General features: G+C 68.7%; 16 protein-coding genes and 6 pseudogenes. 10 read left to right on the top strand and 12 right to left on the bottom strand.

Going from position 1 to position 18,461, the window contains the following annotated elements:
- Positions 1-86: 86 nt before the first annotated feature.
- Positions 87-1,052: pseudogene (locus tag AC07DA_RS22990) on the bottom strand (RHS repeat-associated core domain-containing protein); the annotation flags it as partial.
- Between the two features lie 100 nt (positions 1,053-1,152).
- Here AC07DA_RS22990 and AC07DA_RS22985 point away from each other — a divergent pair.
- From AC07DA_RS22985 to AC07DA_RS22960, 6 genes and pseudogenes are all read left to right on the top strand, one after another.
- Positions 1,153-1,478: pseudogene (locus AC07DA_RS22985) on the top strand (hypothetical protein); the annotation flags it as partial.
- Positions 1,479-1,546: 68 nt separating this feature from the next.
- Positions 1,547-1,786, top strand: coding sequence for a transposase (locus tag AC07DA_RS22980; protein ID WP_479130033.1), 240 nt, complete (start codon positions 1,547-1,549; stop codon positions 1,784-1,786).
- Positions 1,713-2,327, top strand: a complete 615-nt coding sequence (locus AC07DA_RS22975) for an IS5 family transposase (protein ID WP_479130032.1) — start codon at positions 1,713-1,715, stop codon at positions 2,325-2,327. Before AC07DA_RS22980 ends, AC07DA_RS22975 begins: the two co-directional genes overlap by 74 nt.
- Before the next feature lie 7 nt (positions 2,328-2,334).
- Positions 2,335-3,382 (top strand): annotated as a pseudogene (locus AC07DA_RS22970) (IS30 family transposase); the annotation flags it as partial.
- Positions 3,383-3,581: 199 nt separating this feature from the next.
- Positions 3,582-4,353 (top strand): annotated as a pseudogene (locus AC07DA_RS22965) (transposase).
- Between the two features lie 141 nt (positions 4,354-4,494).
- A pseudogene (locus tag AC07DA_RS22960) lies at positions 4,495-4,808 on the top strand (transposase); the annotation flags it as partial.
- 54 nt (positions 4,809-4,862) lie between these two features.
- Here the strand turns inward: AC07DA_RS22960 and AC07DA_RS22955 are convergent.
- The 4 genes from AC07DA_RS22955 to AC07DA_RS22940 all read right to left on the bottom strand — a co-directional run bounded on the left by AC07DA_RS22955 (position 4,863) and on the right by AC07DA_RS22940 (position 11,046).
- Complete coding sequence (locus AC07DA_RS22955; protein WP_479130031.1) at positions 4,863-7,109, bottom strand: prolyl oligopeptidase family serine peptidase; 2,247 nt, start codon at positions 7,107-7,109, stop codon at positions 4,863-4,865.
- A gap of 1,092 nt (positions 7,110-8,201) precedes the next feature.
- On the bottom strand, positions 8,202-9,407 hold the full coding sequence (locus AC07DA_RS22950; RefSeq protein WP_479130030.1) for a cytochrome P450: 1,206 nt from the start codon (positions 9,405-9,407) through the stop codon (positions 8,202-8,204).
- Positions 9,407-9,973, bottom strand: a complete 567-nt coding sequence (locus tag AC07DA_RS22945; protein WP_479130029.1) for a cupin domain-containing protein — start codon at positions 9,971-9,973, stop codon at positions 9,407-9,409. Before AC07DA_RS22945 ends, AC07DA_RS22950 begins: the two co-directional genes overlap by 1 nt.
- The gene (locus tag AC07DA_RS22940) at positions 9,970-11,046 is read right to left on the bottom strand and encodes a type III polyketide synthase (RefSeq protein WP_479130028.1); all 1,077 of its coding nucleotides are present in this window, start codon (positions 11,044-11,046) and stop codon (positions 9,970-9,972) included. Before AC07DA_RS22940 ends, AC07DA_RS22945 begins: the two co-directional genes overlap by 4 nt.
- Positions 11,047-11,266: 220 nt before the next feature.
- Between AC07DA_RS22940 and AC07DA_RS22935 the strand changes: the two genes are divergently transcribed.
- The 4 genes from AC07DA_RS22935 (at position 11,267) to AC07DA_RS22920 (ending at position 13,736) form a co-directional block, all read left to right on the top strand.
- Positions 11,267-11,419, top strand: a complete 153-nt coding sequence (locus AC07DA_RS22935) for a hypothetical protein (RefSeq protein ID WP_479130027.1) — start codon at positions 11,267-11,269, stop codon at positions 11,417-11,419.
- Positions 11,410-11,598, top strand: a complete 189-nt coding sequence (locus AC07DA_RS22930) for a hypothetical protein (RefSeq protein ID WP_479130026.1) — start codon at positions 11,410-11,412, stop codon at positions 11,596-11,598. Before AC07DA_RS22935 ends, AC07DA_RS22930 begins: the two co-directional genes overlap by 10 nt.
- Positions 11,599-12,204: 606 nt before the next feature.
- Complete coding sequence (locus tag AC07DA_RS22925; protein WP_479130024.1) at positions 12,205-12,675, top strand: hypothetical protein; 471 nt, start codon at positions 12,205-12,207, stop codon at positions 12,673-12,675.
- Positions 12,676-12,755: 80 nt separating this feature from the next.
- Entirely contained in the window at positions 12,756-13,736 is a 981-nt protein-coding gene (locus AC07DA_RS22920) for a hypothetical protein (protein WP_479130023.1), read from the top strand.
- On the opposite strand, the gene AC07DA_RS22915 is transcribed toward AC07DA_RS22920, so the two are convergent.
- The 7 genes and pseudogenes from AC07DA_RS22915 to AC07DA_RS22885 all read right to left on the bottom strand — a co-directional run bounded on the left by AC07DA_RS22915 (position 13,666) and on the right by AC07DA_RS22885 (position 18,228).
- The gene (locus tag AC07DA_RS22915) at positions 13,666-14,064 is read right to left on the bottom strand and encodes a helix-turn-helix domain-containing protein (RefSeq protein WP_479130021.1); all 399 of its coding nucleotides are present in this window, start codon (positions 14,062-14,064) and stop codon (positions 13,666-13,668) included. The two genes, AC07DA_RS22920 and AC07DA_RS22915, sit on opposite strands and share 71 nt — an antisense overlap.
- A 5-nt stretch (positions 14,065-14,069) precedes the next feature.
- Positions 14,070-14,627, bottom strand: coding sequence for a cupin domain-containing protein (locus AC07DA_RS22910; RefSeq protein WP_479130019.1), 558 nt, complete (start codon positions 14,625-14,627; stop codon positions 14,070-14,072).
- A 593-nt stretch (positions 14,628-15,220) separates the two neighbouring features.
- A pseudogene (locus AC07DA_RS22905) lies at positions 15,221-15,344 on the bottom strand (ATP-binding protein); the annotation flags it as partial.
- A gap of 231 nt (positions 15,345-15,575) precedes the next feature.
- Complete coding sequence (locus AC07DA_RS22900) at positions 15,576-15,731, bottom strand: DUF6131 family protein (RefSeq protein WP_479130018.1); 156 nt, start codon at positions 15,729-15,731, stop codon at positions 15,576-15,578.
- Positions 15,732-16,597: 866 nt separating this feature from the next.
- Positions 16,598-16,987 carry an STAS domain-containing protein gene (locus AC07DA_RS22895; protein ID WP_479130016.1) on the bottom strand — a complete coding sequence of 130 codons (390 nt, stop codon included), beginning with the start codon at positions 16,985-16,987 and terminating at the stop codon, positions 16,598-16,600.
- Between the two features lie 22 nt (positions 16,988-17,009).
- On the bottom strand, positions 17,010-17,732 hold the full coding sequence (locus AC07DA_RS22890) for a PP2C family protein-serine/threonine phosphatase (RefSeq protein WP_479130015.1): 723 nt from the start codon (positions 17,730-17,732) through the stop codon (positions 17,010-17,012).
- Positions 17,641-18,228, bottom strand: coding sequence for a hypothetical protein (locus AC07DA_RS22885; RefSeq protein ID WP_479130014.1), 588 nt, complete (start codon positions 18,226-18,228; stop codon positions 17,641-17,643). Before AC07DA_RS22885 ends, AC07DA_RS22890 begins: the two co-directional genes overlap by 92 nt.
- Between the last annotated feature and the right edge of the window lie 233 nt (positions 18,229-18,461).

The raw sequence follows: 18,461 nt of genomic DNA, 5'->3' as shown, positions 1-18,461 counted from the left end.
GACGACAGCACCAGGCCCGCACCAGCCACTACAAACGACGCGGACACAGCCCCTGACCTGGCCATCAGTCACGGCAAGCACCGTTGCAGTACTAGGTACTTGTGGAACCAGTCGACGGAGGCGTTTTCTGCACCGTTGATATGCCAGTACTGCGGGAAGCAGTTACGTGTGTTGGTGTCTTCGGCTGCTCCGGCTACCTGACTACGTGTGCACTCGGGGCTGGACAGCGTCACCGTGGTGATGGAGCCGGTTTCTGAGGTGACGGTCGAGATACGGGGGCGGGTCAGCGGGAGGATGTCGTCGGTGCCGTCCACACGGTTGGGCCGCATCTGGTAGGTAAATGAGATCGGCTCCACCTTGATGGCAGTGCCAGTCTTACCGGTGCGCTCGATCGACTGCAGCGTCAGCACGTGGTCGGAGGTGTCGCCGATGTCGCCGCCATCGAGGTAGCGCTGCGACAGGGCCCAGGAGTCCACCGGGTCGTAGCCACCGGACGCGGCTGACCAGGAGAAGGTGTCGATCTTCGTCAGGCGTTTGCGCGAGAAGTACGAGGGCCCGACCGCGAGGCAGTCCTTATCGCCGCTGGAGCAGATTGCATCGAACGGCACGTCTGGCCAGTTGTCTGCGGTGTCCTTGGTCAGTTGACCGCAGTCGTAGGCCGTGCAGCGCTCCTCGTAGTCGAAGACGATCTTGGCGTCGGCCTGATCGGTGAACAGATCTCCCTTACGAAGGCCGTACTTGATCTCCCTGATGTAGCCGCCGCGGTCATAGGCGGTATTGGCGGTCTCCGCCTTGTTCTTTTTGTAGTAGTTACCCTCTTTGGCGTACCAGTAAGTGACCGCGTTGCCAGAGGGATCCTCGACGTAGTCCAGGTTCCAGCGCCACGCCTGTGCGGCCCACCGGTCCGCGAAGCTGTCGCCTTTGCTGTAACCGGGCTCTCCGGAGTCGTCACCGAAGACCGGCACTGTCCAGGTCGAGTTGGTGCGCTCGTCGGTGGCTCCGTCGAGCTTGTTGAGGCCGAAAACGTACTTCGTGCCGTCGCCAGTGATCACCGCCTCACGGCCGGGCGCATGTGGAGCCCGGTTGTGTCATACACAGCGATCACGGCAGCGAGAGCGAATCCAACTGGCCGTCGCAACACCTTGATCACGAATGTATGCGATGGGACGAGACCAGAAGCAGAAGCTGCCCAAGGCACCTGCGGGAGCACGACGGCAGTGGACAGCGGATCGGGCGATGCGACCGCCGATGCGTTCACCGGGTCGGCCAGAGCCCACTCGTGCGGTGCAGCGCCACTTCTGGCGGCGGAGCGCGTCGGGAGTGACGACGGCAGAGGCAGCGGTGGCTGGACGACGGCAGAGGCAGCGGTGGCTGTCGGCGTCTCATGGCCGGCCGCAACCCGGCAATTCCCCCACGCTGGCGGGATGCCGCCGATCAGCCTGAATGAGCCCACCGGCCGCTATCTGTCGTTCGCTGAGCCTTAACTGGCCCTAACAAAAGCGGTTTGATCATGTGACCGTCGGCTTGATCGTTCGTTGATGTGGGCATGGGGAAGCGTCAATCACGACCGTGGATCGTCTCGGACGAACTGTGGTCGCTGATCGAGCCGTTGCTGCCCGATCCGGCACCGAAGCAGGTGGAAGGGCGGCCGCGGGTGCCGGACCGACAGGCTCTGTGCGGGATCCTGTTCGTCCTGCACACCGGCATTCAGGATGACCTGCTGGCGGCGCCTGGCGGCCTGGAACGAGACCGGCGTCTGGGACCAGCTGCACCAGCTGTTTGCTGAACAAGCTGCGGTCGAAGAACCAGCTGGACTGGTCCCGGGCGGTGATCGACTCCTCCCACGTCCGGGCCGCCCGCAGGGGCCCAAAAGCGGTCCCAGCCCGGTCGACCGCGCACGGCCGGGCAGCAAGCACCACATCATCACCGACGGCCAGGGCATCCCGCTCGCGGTGTCGCTGACCGGCGGAAACCGCAACGACGTCACGCAACTGCTGCCTCTGTTGGACAAGATTCCAGCGGTCGCGGGAGTGGTCGGCCGGCCGCGCAGGCGGCCGGACATGCTCTTCGCGGACCGTGGCTACGACCACGACAAGTACCGCCGACTCCTTCGGCAGCGTGGGATCCGGCCGGTGATCGCCGAACGTGGACAGCCGCACGGCACCGGCCTGGGCACCTTCCGCTGGGTCGTCGAGCGGACCATCTCCTGGCTGCACGGCTTTCGCCGCCTACGGATCCGATGGGAACGACGCGACGACATCCACGAAGCCTTCCTCGGACTCGCCGTCTGCCTGATCACCCATCGGCACGTCCAGAGGCTTTGTTAGGGCCAGTAAGGAGATCATGCTGCTGCGCGCCCAGGAATTCGGCCTGCGGGAGATCACTCACAGGATCGGCCGCGACGCGGACACGATCACACGCGAGCTGCGCCGCAACGCGGCGACCCGGGGCGGCAGGCCGGCCTACCGTGCTCTGGTCGTGCAGTGGAAGGCGCAGCAAGCCGCGAAGCGCCCGAAGACCGCGAAGCTCGCAGGCAACGACAGGCTGCCTGAGTACGTGCACGAGCGGCTCGCCGGCAGTGTCCGTCGTCCCGACGGCATGATCGCCACCGGACCTGAGACGCCTGAGTGGGACGGGCCGAACAAGCCGCGCCGGCAGGACAGGCGTTAGGCCACGGCATGGAGCCCGGAGCAGATCTCGCACCGGCTCCACGTCGACATCCCCGATGATGAGTCCAAGCGCATCAGCCACGAAACGATCTACCAGGCGCTGTTCATCGAAGACCGTGACGCGCTCGACCGGGAACCGGTCACGTGTCTGCGTACCGGCCGGGCGCTGCCGACCCCCCATACACGGTCACAGAACAAACCGCAGAGGCATGTCACCGCGCACGCCGTCCTCAGTCAACACCCCGCCGAGGCCGGGAACCGCGCGCCCCCCGGACACTGAGAAGGCGATTCGATCAACGGAACAAGCCGCTCCACGATCGGCACGCATGTCAAGCGCAGCAGCCGCTCCACGCTCCTGGCGCACCTGCCTCGGCTTGAGGACTGGGGCGAGCAACCACCCATGAAGAACGGCCCCTCACCCAGGAGCTATGGCGCGATCGCGGCAAACACGGCGCTCACCACGCCGATGGCACAGCTCCCCGAGCAACCACGCAAGACCCTCACCCTGGGACCATGGAAAAAAACTCTCCAGTCATGCCCAGCTCGCACACGATACCGGAACGAAGGTGTTCTTCGCCGACCCACCCTGGCACCGACCGAAGAACGAGAACACGAACAGGCTGCCGCGCCAGCACTCCCCGAAGGACACTGATCTCTCCCAGTGGTCGCCCACGGACCTCGAAGCCATCACCATGGCCATCAACAACCAGCCCCACACAAGGTCCTCGGCGGGATGATTGTTATCAGGTGACCGTCGGCTTGTCTGTTCGTTGGTCGGGTGGGGAAACGTCAGTCGCGGCCGTGGATCGTCTCGGACGAACTGTGGTCGCTCATTGAGCCGTTACTGCCCGAGCCGGGGCCGAAGCTAAGGGCTGTCCCGTAACTGCTGGTCACGGGTGAGATGATCTCGCTGTGTCTGGTGTGATCACAGCGTCGGAGCCGTCCTGGATAGCCGCGTTCACCGGGCTGAGCCCGGGTCAGTTCGGCAAGCTGATCACCGCTGTGCGGCGCGAGGGTGCGGACCCGGTGCGCAAGGGCCGGCCGTGGAGCCTGCCGCTGGAAGACCGGGTCCTGCTGGTCGCCGCGTACTGGCGGACAAACCTGACCCTGCGCCAGCTCGCGCCGCTGTTCGGGGTGTCGGAGTCGGCAGCCGACCGCATCATCGACCACCTCGGCCCTGCGCTCGCGCTCCAGCAGCGCAAGCGGTACCGCAAGAACACCGTGCTGATCGTGGACGGCACCCTGGTCCCCACCCGCGACCACACCATCGCCGAGCAGTCGAAGAACTACAGGTACTCCACCAACCACCAGGTCGTCATCGACGCCGACACCCGGCTCGTCGTCGCCATCGGCCGGCCACTGCCCGGCAACCGCAACGACTGCAAGGCATGGGAGCTGTCCGGCGCGAAAGACGCCGTCGGCAAGATTACGGTCATCGCAGACGGCGGCTATCGAGGTACCGGCCTGGTCATCCCGCACCGCCGCGAGAGAGGCCAGGGGCGAGCTCCCGGCCTGGAAGGAGGAACACAACGCTTCCCACCGCAAGGTCCGGGCCCGCGTCGAGCACGTCTTCGCCCGCATGAAGGGCTGGAAGATCCTCCGCGACTGCCGACTGAAAGGCGACGGCGTTCACCACGCCATGCTCGGTATCGCCCGCCAGCACAACCTCGTCCTTGCCGGGTAACACAGAAACAGGCAGGTCACCCAGCCCGCCATAAGATCATTTACGGGACAGCCCTTAGTGGCGGGCCAGCCGCCCGCCCAGCATCCCACTCACGGTATCGTTACCGGTGGCAACCGCAACGACGGTGGCAACCGCAACGACGGTGGCAACCGCAACGACGTCACCCAGCTGGTCCCACTGCTCGACAAGGTTCCGGCCGCCCCCGGCGCAGGCCCGACATGCTCCTGGCCGACCGCGGTTACAACCACGACCAGTACCGGCGCCTGCTCTGGGCGCGCGGCATCCGTCCGGTCATCGCCAAACGGGGCCTGCCGCACGGCTCCGGCCTGGGCGTCTTCCGCTACGTGGTCGAACGCACGATCGCCTGGCTGCACGGGTTCCTCCGCTTGGGGATCCGCTGGGAACGACGCGGCGACATCCACGAAGCCTTCCTGAGCCTCGTCGCCTGCCTGATCACCACGTCACGTCCAACGTCTTTGTTAGGACCTCTAAACGCTTTTCGAGCTCGGTCACCGGTAGCTGCTTGTCGATGCGGGCGGCGCATAGTTGTGGTGGTGGTGTGCTCGGGGTTGGAGTCCGGTATGGGTGGCGCAGAAGGCGAGGGCTTCGGCTTCGGCGTCGGTCCAGCGGGAAGCGGTGCCGGCTGTATGGCCGATGCCGTCTTCGCAGCGCAGGACGATGGGTCGGCCGCTGGTGGTGGCGTGCTGGAGGGCGGCGGTGAATTTGCGGGTGTGGGCGGCGCCGACGCGCTCGTCGGTGCGCGAGGTCATCAGCAGCACGGGCGGATAGGGGGTGCCGGGCTGGATGCGGTGGTAGGGGGAGTAGCTGAGCAGGACGTCGAGTTGTTCGGGGTCGGTGGGGTCGCCGAATTCTGGGATCCACCAGGGGCCCATGCCGAGGTGGGGGTAGCGGACCATGTCGGTGGGGGCGCCGGCGCAGACGGCTGCGGCGTACAGCTGGGGGTCGCGGGTGAGGGCGGCGGCGGCCATCAGGCCGGCGTGGGAGGCGCCTTTGATGGCCAGCCGGCTCGGGGTGGTGAAGCCCTGGTCGATCAGCCAGCGGGCACAGGCGGCGTAGTCGGCGAACGCGGTGGGCTTGTTCATTGCCCGGCCTGCCTCGTGCCAGGCGGTGCCGCGTTCTCCGCCGCCGCGCACGCCGCAGATGGCGTACAGGCCACCGGCACTCACCCAGGCGGCGATGGTGGGTGAAAAGGCTGGGGCTGCGCTGGCCCCGAAGCCTCCGTAGGCGGTCATCAGCGTGGGGCAGGGACCGCCACCGGCCTCGTGCCCGGCCGGAGTGATCAGGAACAGGGGGATGGGTGTGCCGTCGCCGGCGGGGTAGGTCACCTGCCGCACCTGCGCGGCCACGAGCGGCTGCCCGGTGCCGGGCTGAACCCGGCCACCCTGTGGCCGCTGTGGCTGCCCGGCCTCGGGCCGCTGAGCGGCTTCAGGATGCTGCTCAGGGTTGTCGGGCGGGGGCGTGTCCGGGTGGCAGCGCCCGTCGTGGAGGTCGAACCGGTAGACGGCCGGGGGTGTGAGGAAGTCGGTGTAGGTGAACCAAGCCTGGCTCGTGGGACCGGGGGGCGTGGTCAGCTGCGAGATCGTGCCCGGCCCGGGGGCGGGGATGTCGGCGAGGTGGTGCCCGTCGCTGTCGTGCAGCGACAGCGCGGCCGCGCCGCGGCGGGTGGAGCTGACCAGCATCCGCGGCGCGCAGGTGGCGGGCTCGGTCAGTACGGCGCAGGCGGACAGCACCGTGTCACCGTCCGGGGTGATCAGGGGTGTCCAGTGGCCGGCCTCGGGACGGGCGGGATCGATGCGGCAGATGCGGCCGGCCGGGGACTGGTCGGTGGTGATCGCATACAGCAGTCCGTCGGGCCCGAACTTGATCACCGCCTGGACGCCGGTGGCGGTGCCGTCGTGGACCAGGCGCCAGTCCGGGTCCTGCACGGGGGCGGCCGCCAGGTCGGCGAGATGCAGCTGGTTGCCGGACTGGGCGCCGGGGGCACAGCTGACCACCAGCCAGCGCCCGCACGGGCTGATCGACACCGACAGCTGCCGCCAGGCGGTGGTGAACACCACCGCCTCTCCGGGACCCTGCACCTCGTCCCCGGCCAGGGCACCGCCGTCCGGAGCATCGCCAGCGACGGGGTGCAGCCGCACCTGCCGCGGTCCGCCGTCGGCCGGGCAGGTGACATAGAGCAGCCCGCGGTCCCCGGGCAGCCACGCCACCGCGGTCACCCGCCCCGGCCGCAGCACCGGCCCCACCGCACAGCCGGTGGACACGTCGACCACCTGCAGCAGTGGCGCCTCGCTCCCGCCGACCGACAGCTGGCAGGCCACCAGCCGGCCCGTCCACGACGGCCGCCAGGCCCACAACGCGGTGCGCCCGCTCCGGTCGATCCGCAGCGGATCGAGGACCACCCGCGGGCCGTCCTGCGCATCCCGCGCCATCAGCACCGGCCGCTCCTGGCCTGCAGAGCGCTGCAGGAAGAACCGGCGACCTGGCCGCCACACCGGCGGAGACGACACCGGCGCTATCGCACTTCCCGCATCCACAAACCGGCCCAGCAGCCCGCTGAAGACCTCCCGTGGCCCCTGCCACGCCCCGGCCTGCTCCCGAAGCCACCACTGCTGCCCCTGAAGCCACCGCGCGCACTCGGCGCTGTCATCCGGCTCCAACCACCGGTACGGGTCGGCAACCCGGCGGCCCCCCACCTCGTCCACGACCTCCTCGCGCCGCGTCCACGGCTGCTTCATCACTCACCCGCTTCCTCGCTGGAAGCGGTGGCCCCGGCAATCGAGGCCACCGCAGGGATGACTCCGGCGTGTCAGTCGCTGTCACCAACCGCCAGCGTCAGCCGCCAGTCCGGCACGCACATCACCTCATCCGCCAGAATGAGCCGTAGCGCGATGCCGATGCCCGGGAGTTCATGCATGGCCGCCTCCTTTCGGAAGAATCGCCTTCTTTGTGTACGAGTCGGGCAGTTCGTGGTTTACGAAACACGTTGAAATGCAAACCGACCTTGATTATCGGCGAGGGCTCCTCACTGGTCTCACTGGGAGGAAAGGGCTGGTGCTGCCCTGCCCCGTGGCAGGCGGCGGTGCCGCACCCGGCCCGCCCACTCCGGGCAAAGGGGGCTGTGCTGCGCCGTGGCGTCTGCTGCGCCCCGGGTGGGGGCAGTCCCACCCTCTCGGGCTCGAAGCCGGGACCCGGACAGCAGCGCCGGAAAAGATTCCAGGGCGTGGCGAAGGCCCGGGACGCCTGGTCCGGGCCTCGCCCTGTCGGAGGTGGTCCAGCGAGTCGAAGTCCCGTAGCGGAGTCGGTGACCTTCCGTCCACCCGCGCTCCCGCAGGAACGGTTGGCGTTCCGTCTGGATGGCGTACGGGCGTCGGCACCCGCGTCTCGTGGCCGGGCGCGCATCACGCGCCAGCTGGTGCGCGGCGCGGTGACGACGTGGATCAGGGCGACGACGGCCTGCCGCCCGGCGCCGCCCCGTACCCACGCCCCTGTGAAGCGGATCTGACCGGCCGCCCGGGTCACACTCGTGCGCAGCACGCCAATGATCCCGCGCACAGCCGCACGGTCATCCGTCGGCAGCCGGCACGGATACCGCCGACGCCGCGGCGGGCGAGGCAGGGACCGCGGAGCGACACGATCCCTCAGATCACGAGGCGCGAGATCATCCGACACCCGCAGAACTCTGCCGCCCGACTGCCAAGCGTCCTCGTTCCCGTCAGCGCCGGGACTCCGGTGACATCCCCACCCCGCCCGGCATGGTTCCCTCGGCGCCGAGCTCATGTGGCGACCGGCGGTGAACGCTGTCGGCAGTACCCGAAGCCGCCGGTGTTCTACCAGGTGACCGGCAGGCTCAGCGGTCCTCGGATGAGTACGTCTTTCTGCCAGACCACGTCGTGGGGATCAACGGCCAGTCGCAGGCCGGGAAGCCGTGTCACGAGGGTGGCGAGCAGCAGTTCGGCTTCCAGGCGGGCCAGCAGCGGCGCCAGGCAGTGATGGGGCCCGTGACCGAAGGCCAGGTGCGGCGGGCCGCCGCGGTCGAGGTCGATCAGGTGCGGGTCGGGATAGACCCGCTCGTCCCAGTTCGCTGCGACGTAGGAGACGTAGACGGCCTCCCCCTCGCGCACCAGGACGCCTCCCACCTCGACGTCCTCGGTGGCGATCCGCGCCTGTCCCACCCCGTGCTTGTGCGGGATCCAGCGAAGGAGTTCGTCCACGGCCGCCGGGACGGCGTGCGGTTCGCCCTGCAGCCGTCTCTTCAGGCTCTCGTCGGTCAGGTAGAGGTAGACCATGTTGGACGTGTGATTGCGTACGGCGTGCCAGCCGTTGAAGGCCATCAGCGTGACCAGCGCGAGGAGTTCTTCCTCCTCGATCTTGCCACTGCCCAGCTCTGCTCCCATCTCGCTGATGAGGTCGTCCTGCGGTTGCAAACGGCGTTGGCGGGCCAGGTCGGCGAAGAAGGCGCAGGCTTCTTCCTTGGCCTGCCGGGCCTTCGCCACCTCGGCTTCGTCCTTCGCTCGGGTCAGGACTGCGTTCGCCCAGGTGCGCAACCGCGGACGGTCGGTTTCCGGGACCCCCAGCAGAGCGCCGGTGACATGGGAAGGGAAGGGGGAGGTCACGTGCTGGACCAGGTCGGCGGGCGGACCGGCCGCGATCATGGCGTCGATGTGCTCGTCGAGCACGGCCTGGGCGCGAGGACGCAGAGCTGCCATGGCGGAACGGTTGAATGCCGAGGAGACCACTGAGCGGACCCGGGTGTGGTCGGGCGGGTCGACGAAGCTGACCGCCCGGTCCAACGGGATGAGGTGTTTGTTCATGGTGGGCAGCGGCCGGCCGACGATGTCCCGGCTGAACCGGGGATCGGAGGTGATGAACCGGACGGATTCATACCGTGCCGCCAGCCAGCACTCCTGGGGAGCTCCGTGCGGCAGTCGGATACGGACAAGCGGTCCGGCCTGCAGCGCCTCGCGCAGGAAAGGGTCGAAGTCGAGGGCAGGAAGGTCCGAGACCTCGTACAAAGGGGCGGTTTCGTCCGGCATCACATGTTCCCGGTCGGCTGGTCGTGGCGCAACGGCGTGAGCTGTTCGATGTCGTAGCGGCGTCGCAGGGCGGCGATGGCGTCGTGGTCCACGGGGCCGTCGGCGGAGAGGATTTCCAGAAGTTCCTCGAAGTAGCGCTCGTGGTCGGGGGGCGGGGATGACTGGAAGAACATCCGGGCGGGGGCGCCGGTGGGGTTGGCGAAAGCGTGCGGGCAGCCGGGCGGTACCAGAATGACTGTGCCGGGTGTGGCACGGACCACACGCTCGCCCTTCGCCGACTGCCACCCCCGCCAGCCCTCCGCCGTACGGACGCGCGGCTCGAAGGCCAGGACGTCGAGTTCCCCTTCGAGGACGTAGAACAGTTCCTCGCTGTGTGCGTGGACATGCGCGCCGACGTCGAAGCCCGGAGGCACGACCACCTCGAAGCTCGATGAGAAACGTGATCGCGCACCGGTCACCTTGAACGTCACGTGCTGGGCGGCGGCACGAAGAGTTCTGCCTTCACCGGGCGGCATGATCAGGCCGCGGTCCGCGGGTGCTGACGCCAGGGGGCGAACGGCGGTCATCGGGCCCCCTGCGGTGCAGGGCCCGGGTTACGGGTCCAGCGGCCCAGCGCCATCTCGGCGGTGATGCCCGGGCCGAAGCCGGCCAGCAGACCGCGCGCCCGGTCGTCCGCGCCGCCCTCGTCGAACAGGCGTCGCAGTGCGTCCAGTACGACGGCGCTGGCGATGTTCCCGTACTCGGTGAGCGTGGCCCTGCTGTGCCGGAAAGCGTCTGGCGGGACGTGCAGAAACGCGCTCAGGTCATCGAGGATTCGCGGCCCGCCTGCATGCACGATGTAGAAGTCGAGATCCGAAGCGTCCCAGCCGTGCCCGTCGGCAAGGCTCCGCAGTACGGGGGCGAGCGGCTCCATGGTGCCGGGTACTCGCTTGTCCAGCAGGAAATGGAAGCCGGTCGCCCGCACGTCGTAAGCGATCCAGTCCTCCGTGCCCGGGATGAGATAGGAGCCGTTGCGTTCCAGGCTGATGCCGTGGCCGCCCCTCCCACGGACGACGGCGGCTGCCACACCGTCACCGAACAGGCCGTTCGACAGCAGTGAGCCGACACCGATGTCGGTGGGCTGATAGCACAGCGAACAGAATTCGCATGCCACGATCAAAGTGTTGGCCCCGGGGTGAGCCGAGCAGAAGTCGTGCGCCCGGTTGATCGCGGCTCCGCCCGCCGCGCAGCCCAGCTGTGCGATCGGCAGTTGCCGGGTGTGCGAGGGAAAGCCCATCGTATTGATAAGCCAGGCCGTGAGCGAAGGCATCATGAAGCCCGTGCAGGAAACGTAGATGATTATGTCGATGTCCGCGGCTCGTACCTCGCCGTCCTCCAGTGCGCGCCGGACGACCAGAGGCACACGGGATTTCGCCTCCTGCGCATAGAGCCGGTTGCGTTCCTCGAACCCCGGATGGGTGAGGGTCCGGCCGACCGGCTGCACCAGGTGACGAGTCCGCACTCCGGTGTTCTCGATCAGGCGCAGCGCGAGGCCCAGCTGGGGATGGTCTGCGTGCCGCGCACGTGCGAGCTCGAGTGTCTCCTCCATGGTGATGACGTACTCCGGAACCGAGACCGCCGGTCGACACAGGACTGCCATGCGATATCCCTGCCCTTACCGAATGAGTTGGGACCGATTTCCCATACTGAAAGATGACAGAGCCCCGTCCGAGCACATGAAAGGCAAACCCCTCCTACCGGCGAAACGGCAGCACGTCCGCCGAGCCGGTACATACGGAAACGGGCACCGGAGTGCGCTGGGCGTGCGGGATACGAGCCATACGCGCCGCCGGGACTGACTTCCGACCCGGTGGACGTCCATGGAATCCACCCCTGTGGGCGAGGACGGCACCAGGCCCGAGGTGTCCGTACAGACCAGGGTGGCCTTGGACGACGACGGCACGGAGATCGCCCGGGCCCGCCATCCGGCGGCCGGCTTCCTCACCAGGGCAGCCCACGCGCGGTGTCGCTGACCGCCGGAAGCCGCAACGACGTCACCCAGCCCCTGCCCCTGCCCCTGCTCGACAAGGTCCCACCGGCCGCCGGCGTCGTCGGTCGGCCACGCAGACGACCGGACATGCTCTTCGCCGACCGCGGCTACGACCACGTCAGGTACCGGCGACTGCCGTGGCAGCGCGGATCCGTCCAGTGATCGCCGAACGAGGTCAGCCGCGCGGCTCCGGCCTGGGCATCTTCCGCTGGGTCGTCGAGCGCACCAACTGCTGGCGGCGCGGTTTCCACCCGCCTGCGTGTGCGCTGGGAACGACGCGACGACATTCACGAGACCTCTCTCGGCCTCGCCGCCTGCCTGTTCACCTATCCGCACGTCCAACGGTCCCGTTAGGACCTCATGCACCGCGGGCGGCCCACCACAGCATCGGCCTGCCGCTGGAAGCGGTCGGCGTTGTCTCGTCAGGTCTGACTCTCCGGTTGCAGGGAGGAGACTCTCCGCTGCGGCGACCACGTGCACACTGCCGCTCAGCCGCATGCCTTGCAGCGTGCCGATGAGCTGGCTGCTGAGTTCCCACGCCTGGGGCAACGGGTCCAGCAACACCCCCCTGTCGAGACGGCGGCATCGCGGCGAGAGTTTTCCGTTGTGTACCCCCGGCGCTTCAGGCCAGGAGTGGGACACCCACTGCAGCGCAGGGTCCCGGTACGGATGGTCAAGCGGTGGAGACGGATGGTCAACGACAGCAGCCAGTCGGATGAGGAAGCTGAAGGAGCAGTCAACGCAACGCGACAGAGAGGAAGTCCGGAGATGGGACGAGGAATCGCTACGGCGCTCGCAACTCTCGCGCTGGGGACACTGGGCATGGTGGGGCTCGCACCCTCGGCGTCCGCGAACCCGGCGCAGGGGGCGTCAGCGGCCGCCCCGGCCGGCGAGTCGACCGAGCCCCTGACCGAGACGCCCGCGGGTCGGGCGGCCGAGGACCCCATGTTCAAGATCTACGGTGAGATCCACTTCGGGGGCTACGAGAAGGGGTACAGGGACACGGACCGCTGGTTCGGCAACGACGAGTGGGACGGCACCAACATTTCGGTGCAGAACGGCGCGGACTCGGCCCAGAACCTCACCACTCGAACCCTGCGTCTCTACACGATCGGCAACGCCTCGGGCGGGGACTGCGGCGGTGAGCACATGACCTTCCCCGCCTTCTCGGTGGCGCGTGACCTTGCCAACTACAACATTGGCCGCAACACGGCCAGTTGCGTCAAGTTCCTCACGTAGTCGTCTTCGCCTCGTAGCAGTGGCCGAGGTGGTGCCCGCCGCGCTCGCGGGGGCACCACCTCTTCGCCCAAGGAGCCATCATGCGCAACCCGCGGCGTTTCGCCGTTCTGATCGCGTTGTTCGCCGCCCTCACGCTCTCCGTTGTGGCCGCGTTCGACGTCTCGCGGGTGAGGTCGGGGACTCCGGCAGACGAACGGATCTCACCAGGCGACTCCGACCCCCAACCCTACGGAGTGCCCCTTCCCTTCGACGCGTACCGCCTCTCCACGCTCGACATCCACACGGTCGAAGCCGCCGAGGACGTCCTCGTCCGCACCTGCATGCGCACCCGGGGAATGGACTGGGAGACGCTGCCCCTGCCATCGGCGGCAGACGCGGAGCCGCCGAACGCCCGCCGTTACGGGCTCATCGACCCGGCGGCCGCAGCACGCTACGGCTACCACCTGCCACCGCCGTCCACCGCCGAGGCCCGTCGGCAGGCCATCTGGGCGAAGCGCGGCAGACTGCCGGCGCGGCAGAGGCTGGCCGCGTTCGGGAAGGGCGGGACCCCTGGGGGCTGTTGGGGGCGAGCGCATGCGCGTCTGCTCCGTGGTGTCTTACTCGACCGGCTGTCTCTGTTCGACCGGTACGCCATGAAGACGTTCACCGCTGCGCGGCGCACACACCAGGTCGCCGCCGCCACCCGCGCGTGGAGCCGCTGCATGGGACGGGCCGGCTTCGACTACGCCGATCCGTTCGCGCCGGCCGGCGACCCCGCATGGCGCAGGTCCGGGCGGCCCACGGCAAGGGAACTGAGCGCGGCGAGAGCGGACATACGCTGCAAGAAGGAGACCGCCCTGATCCGGATCTGGTCCCGCGCCGACGAGCGCGTCCAGCGGGAGGCGATCCGTGCACACTCCGCGGAGTTCGAGGCGATCGCTCAGACCCGGAAGCGCTGGCTGGACGCCGCTCGCCGGACGCTGCGGGAAGAGCGCCGGCAGACGGGAAGTGTCAGGAGCTCAGCGCCCGCTGCCGGTAGTCCTGCGGTGGAATTCCGTACGCCGCGCGGAAGGCACGGGTGAACGAGGCGTGGTGGGTGAACCCCCAGCCGATCGCGATACGGTGCACGGACGTTTCGCGCAGGGATGGGTCGCCCAGTTCGCGACGGGCCCGTTCCAGACGCTGCCGGCGGATCCAGGCCGCGACGGTGATGCCCTCCTTCCGCAGGACGCGGTGCAGGTGGCTGACGGAGATGTGGTGCGCGGCCGCGATGGCCGACGGGGTCAGCCGGGGGTCACGCAGGTGCTCCTGGACGAACGCCAGGACGCGCTCGGACAGAGTTCGCCCGGAGTCCCCCGGCAGGGCGGAGTCGTACACGTCGAGGTGGTGCGCGAGTAGCCCGGACAGCAACTCGATCAGGGCGGCTCCACACGCGGCCCGTCGGACTGCTGGAAGAAACCGGTGTCGTGGGTCAGCCGGAGGAGGCAGCCGGACAGGAGGGCACCGATCCCCTCCCGTCCCGGTAATCGCCGCACGAGCAACCGGTCCATACGCTCGGGAGGCAGCGCCAGCAGTGCCTTGGGTACGTCGAACCCCACCAGGTGCACCGACCGGCTGCCGAACAGACGAAGGTCGTAGGGAAGGGACGAGTCGAGCAGGTGCATGTCGTAGGGCCCGTGGACGACTTCGCGGCCGGCCTGGACCACTTCGCTGCCGCCTTCAAGCGGCAGGGTAAGCGAGTACACCCGAGGATCGGACTGGCGGATCAGATCGGGTGTGCGCCGGACCGTCACCGGCTGCACGGTCGTCGACCACACCCGAGTGGCGCCGAGTCTGAGCAGCCGCGTTCTGGGCCGGAAACCCTCGCCCCCGCCCCCGTCGGGCTCCAGCGGCACCACGTCCCTGCCAAGGCGCTTGCGCCAGACCTCGAGCTGGTCAGCCGCCGTCTCGCCATCGGCCCGGAAGGCCCTCACCCTCACTCAGCACCTCCGTTGTATCCACGATGCGGCAGAACATGGCTGACAGAGCGCTGGTCATGCGCCCCACTCCAGGACCGCCGCGAACGGCGATCTGAGGCTGACAAGCCCGGTGCGCAGGGCCTCGGGAGCCCAGGATATGCGGCGCGCACCCCGCCGGACACAGGGCTCCTCGACTGGCCAGGGCCCGGGCCAACGCCCCCTGGTTCAGCGATGAACGATTTCTCGGTGTGGTGAGTGCCGAGGCGCCGGCCAGGCCGCAATGCGCACGATGGACTATGGCCGTGATCCGGACACCGAAACATGCGGGAACGATCTCGGCCCTGGCTCGAAGCCATCGACGTTGTCGTTGCCCGCCAGCCGTTGCCGGAGGCGTTGGCCAAGATGGCGGTCTTGCTGCGGGCATGCGGTCTCATCGATGCGTCGTTTGCCCTCTGCGACCAGGCGCACTCCGTTGAGCAGATCATGCTGTCTGAAGTTGTGCTAGCGGGCACGTGGCGCAAGCTGTGTGATCCTTCAACAGACCGTTGCGGCGTTCGAGCGTGCCATTGCCCTGAACCCGGCCAACTGGTCGCTCTGTCTCGACCTGGCCGATGTGTGATGCGCTTGCCGACCGGCTCGCGCTGCACCTCGAAGCCCTGGCCAGGGCCATGACGATCTCCAGGCCGCGTGCTGGCCTACCCGCCCGGCATCGGCGGCCCGGGCTACGGGGACGTCGCCCGGGCCCGCCATTTTGTGGCCGGTTTCCTCACCCGCGTACAGGCTGAGCACGGTCTGCCCGTCTCCCAGCGCGCGCTGGATCTGACGCAGCTGGTGGTCAGTGAGGTCCGCCTCCGCTGGCCGACGATCCCGGCGGCGCCGTGGGCGGCCGGGCCCCGCTGCAGGGCTCGGGCGGCCGGGTGCGTCGGTTTGCCGGTTGGGTGAAGTCAGGCCGTCCTGGGGCGGTCACCAGTAGTGCCTGCGGCCGGCGAACGCGTGGCCCATGGAGCCCATGATCCACAGGACCGCGCCGATGACCGCGAGGACAATGCCGATCGTCCACACGATGGAAATGCCGGTGACGAACCCGACGACCAGCAAGATGATGCCGAGGATGAGCATGGCGGCCTCCGGTGTCCATGCGGTGGTGCTACCTCCACTGTGAACCCGCGCAGCCGTGCCGGGGAAGAGCCCGGCTCTGCCGACGCGGCCGTGCAGGCCTACACGCCCAGCAGCAGGCGCACTCTTCGCTGAACCGTGGACCAGGGCTCCCGCCACACCGGTATTCCGGCTCCACTGCCGCCGGTTCCACGCCCTTACCGAACAGGGTGATTACCGCCATCGCCGTGCGATCAGGCGCGGGCGCGGTGAGTGAGCCTCCCGCTGAAGCAGGCCGACGGCGGCTCCGGTGGCGACGTCGCTGGCGTAGTGGGCACCCGACTGCACTCGTTCGACGGCCGCCCATCAGCCAGGGCCTAAAGGCGAGTGCCACACAAGCCGCTGCCCATACCCGCGGGCGTCGGCTGCGTCAGTCGAGGTGATGAGCATGCCAGCAGCCAGGCCGCTGGTCAGGTGAGGAAGGGCTTCCCTTGTACTGCGCCGCCTCATGGGCACCGTCCTGGACCCCCATGCCGGTCGGCTCGGCGACGACGCCACCGTCGTCTGGCCGTGTATGACACGGCCCCAGCCGCGACGCGACCTCCGCCCCAACCCACCGCTCAGAACGGACGGGGGCAACGCCGACTCTGGGCGACCGTGCAAGGCGTAGCGTTGAGACGGTGAGGACGGGGAACGTGACGGAGCCCCGCCCTCACCCATGCCCCCGCCTGGTTCCTTGCCACCGAACTCTGCCGCCCGAGGCGATGGAGTAGGTGCGGTCGTAGTAGACCTGCTCGATCGCGCCCACGTCGGCGAAGTCGCTGGGTCTGCGAGCGGCCCGGAGCGATCTCGTCCGGCTCTGTTGTGCCGCGGGCGTCACTTCAGCCTCGTCAGTAGTGATCAGGCGGCTCGTCGGGGACGGCGTCCACGGTGGGATAGCTGTGCAGTACTTGATCGGTGCCGGTCAGGGCCAGCATGTGCCGTACGCGTTCGCTGGGTGCGATCAGCACCAGGCCGGCGCCGGTGTCCCGGGCCGCGCGGTAGGCCCCTATCAGGCAGGTCAGCCCGGTGGAGTCCAAGAAGGTGACGCCCGACAGGTCCACGAGCACACTGTGGCTGCCGCTGCGCAGGAGCGGCTGCACGGCGTCGGCAAAGCGCGAGGCGGTGTGCAGGTCGAGATCACCGAGAACCCTCACGAGGAAGCGGCCGGCGGTAAGTGAGCACACCTGCAGCTCCAGGGTGTCCTGCCGGCCGGAGGAGGCGGGTCCTTCGGTGCTCATGACCACTCCCTTGCGTTCCGGGTCACGGGGTCAGCTCCTGCTGGTGACCGCCGCGCCACTCGGTGAGCAGCACGGTGGCGTCGTCGTCGAGCTTTCCGTCGTGATGGTCCAGCACCGCCGCCATCAGCCGGCGCAGCGCCTCGTGCAGGGTGTGTTCGCCGGAGTGGTGGCGCAGGATGAAATCGATGAACCGGTCCCGTCCGAACTCCTGACCCCGGGCGTCGCGGGCTTCGACAACGCCGTCGGTGTACAGCAGCAGGCGGTCCCCCGGCTGCAGCTGCTCGACGCACTCGGTCACGGGCAGTCCGAGGTCGGCGCCCAGGGGGCCGGCCGGCGGGCACGCGAGTTCGGTGGTCCACCGGTTGCCGCGCAGCAGGATCGGCAGATGGTGGCCCCGGTTGACCCAGGTCAGCCGACCGGTTGCCATGTCCAGGTCGGCGAGGATGCCGGTGACGTAACGGCTGGTGCCGAACTGCTCGATCAGAGTCTTCTCCATGTGCCGGCTGGTCTCGGCCAGCGAGGCGCCCTGGCGGCGGGCATTGCGGCAGGCGGCCACCGCGACGTTCGCGGTGATCCCCGCCGTGGTGTCATGACCCATCGCGTCGAAGACGCCCATGTGGAGGGTGCTGCCAGCCACGGCGTAGTCGAAGCTGTCACCACCGACCCGGTAGGCGGGCTCCATCACCGCCCCGACGGTGGCTTCCTGCCCGGCGTAGGCGGGCGGCGGAGTGAGGTTCCACTGCATCTCCGCGGCCACATTTCATCGCCTCGGTGCGCACCAGGCGGGCGTAGGAGTCGCTGAAGGAGCGCTTGCTGAGCAGCAGCAACGCGATCATCGAGGCCAGGTCGCGCAGTGCCTGGCGCAGGGGTTCGTCGTCGGTGTCGGTGTCGGCCCGCAGCACGCCCAGGCGCTCCACACCGTCGGTGATGGCCACCCACCACCGTCGCCGTCCGGCAACACCGCCGCTGTTGTCCGGTTCGGCGAGGAGGGTCACGCGCTGATACGCCTGGCCGGGCAGGCTGCCCTGGATGGAGAACTCCTGCCCGCCGTCCCCGGCGTCCAGCCCCTGGCCCGTCAGCTGGCGCAGCACCGTCTCCCGGATGTCCACCACGAACACGGCCGTGTCATACATGCCGGCTACAGCGGCGTGCTCGGCAATCAACCGGGGAAGCTGCTCGAGCGTGACAATGTGGCTGGCCTGCATCAGCCGCACCAGCGAGGACGCCGCATCCTCAGCCATGCCCGCCGCCTACGACCAGGCAGCACCACGCCAGGCCGCCAGATGCCGACACCGCTACACGCTTCACACGCGGGCCCCCTTTCCGCCAGTTGAAGCAGGTACCCGTCCGTGCGTACCGCAGACGTCCCCGCGGACAGCTTCCGGGAACGTGCGGGCGAACCATGGTTACCAGCCAAGCGCAGCAGCGCCGCCCGTGCTACTTCTCGGGCCGCCGGTGCCGTCCCGTCCCCGCC

Source organism: Streptomyces sp. NPDC044921, from assembly GCF_056432865.1.
Note: the sequence above shows the minus strand (reverse complement) of the source record. Positions and strands in the feature narration are given on the sequence as shown.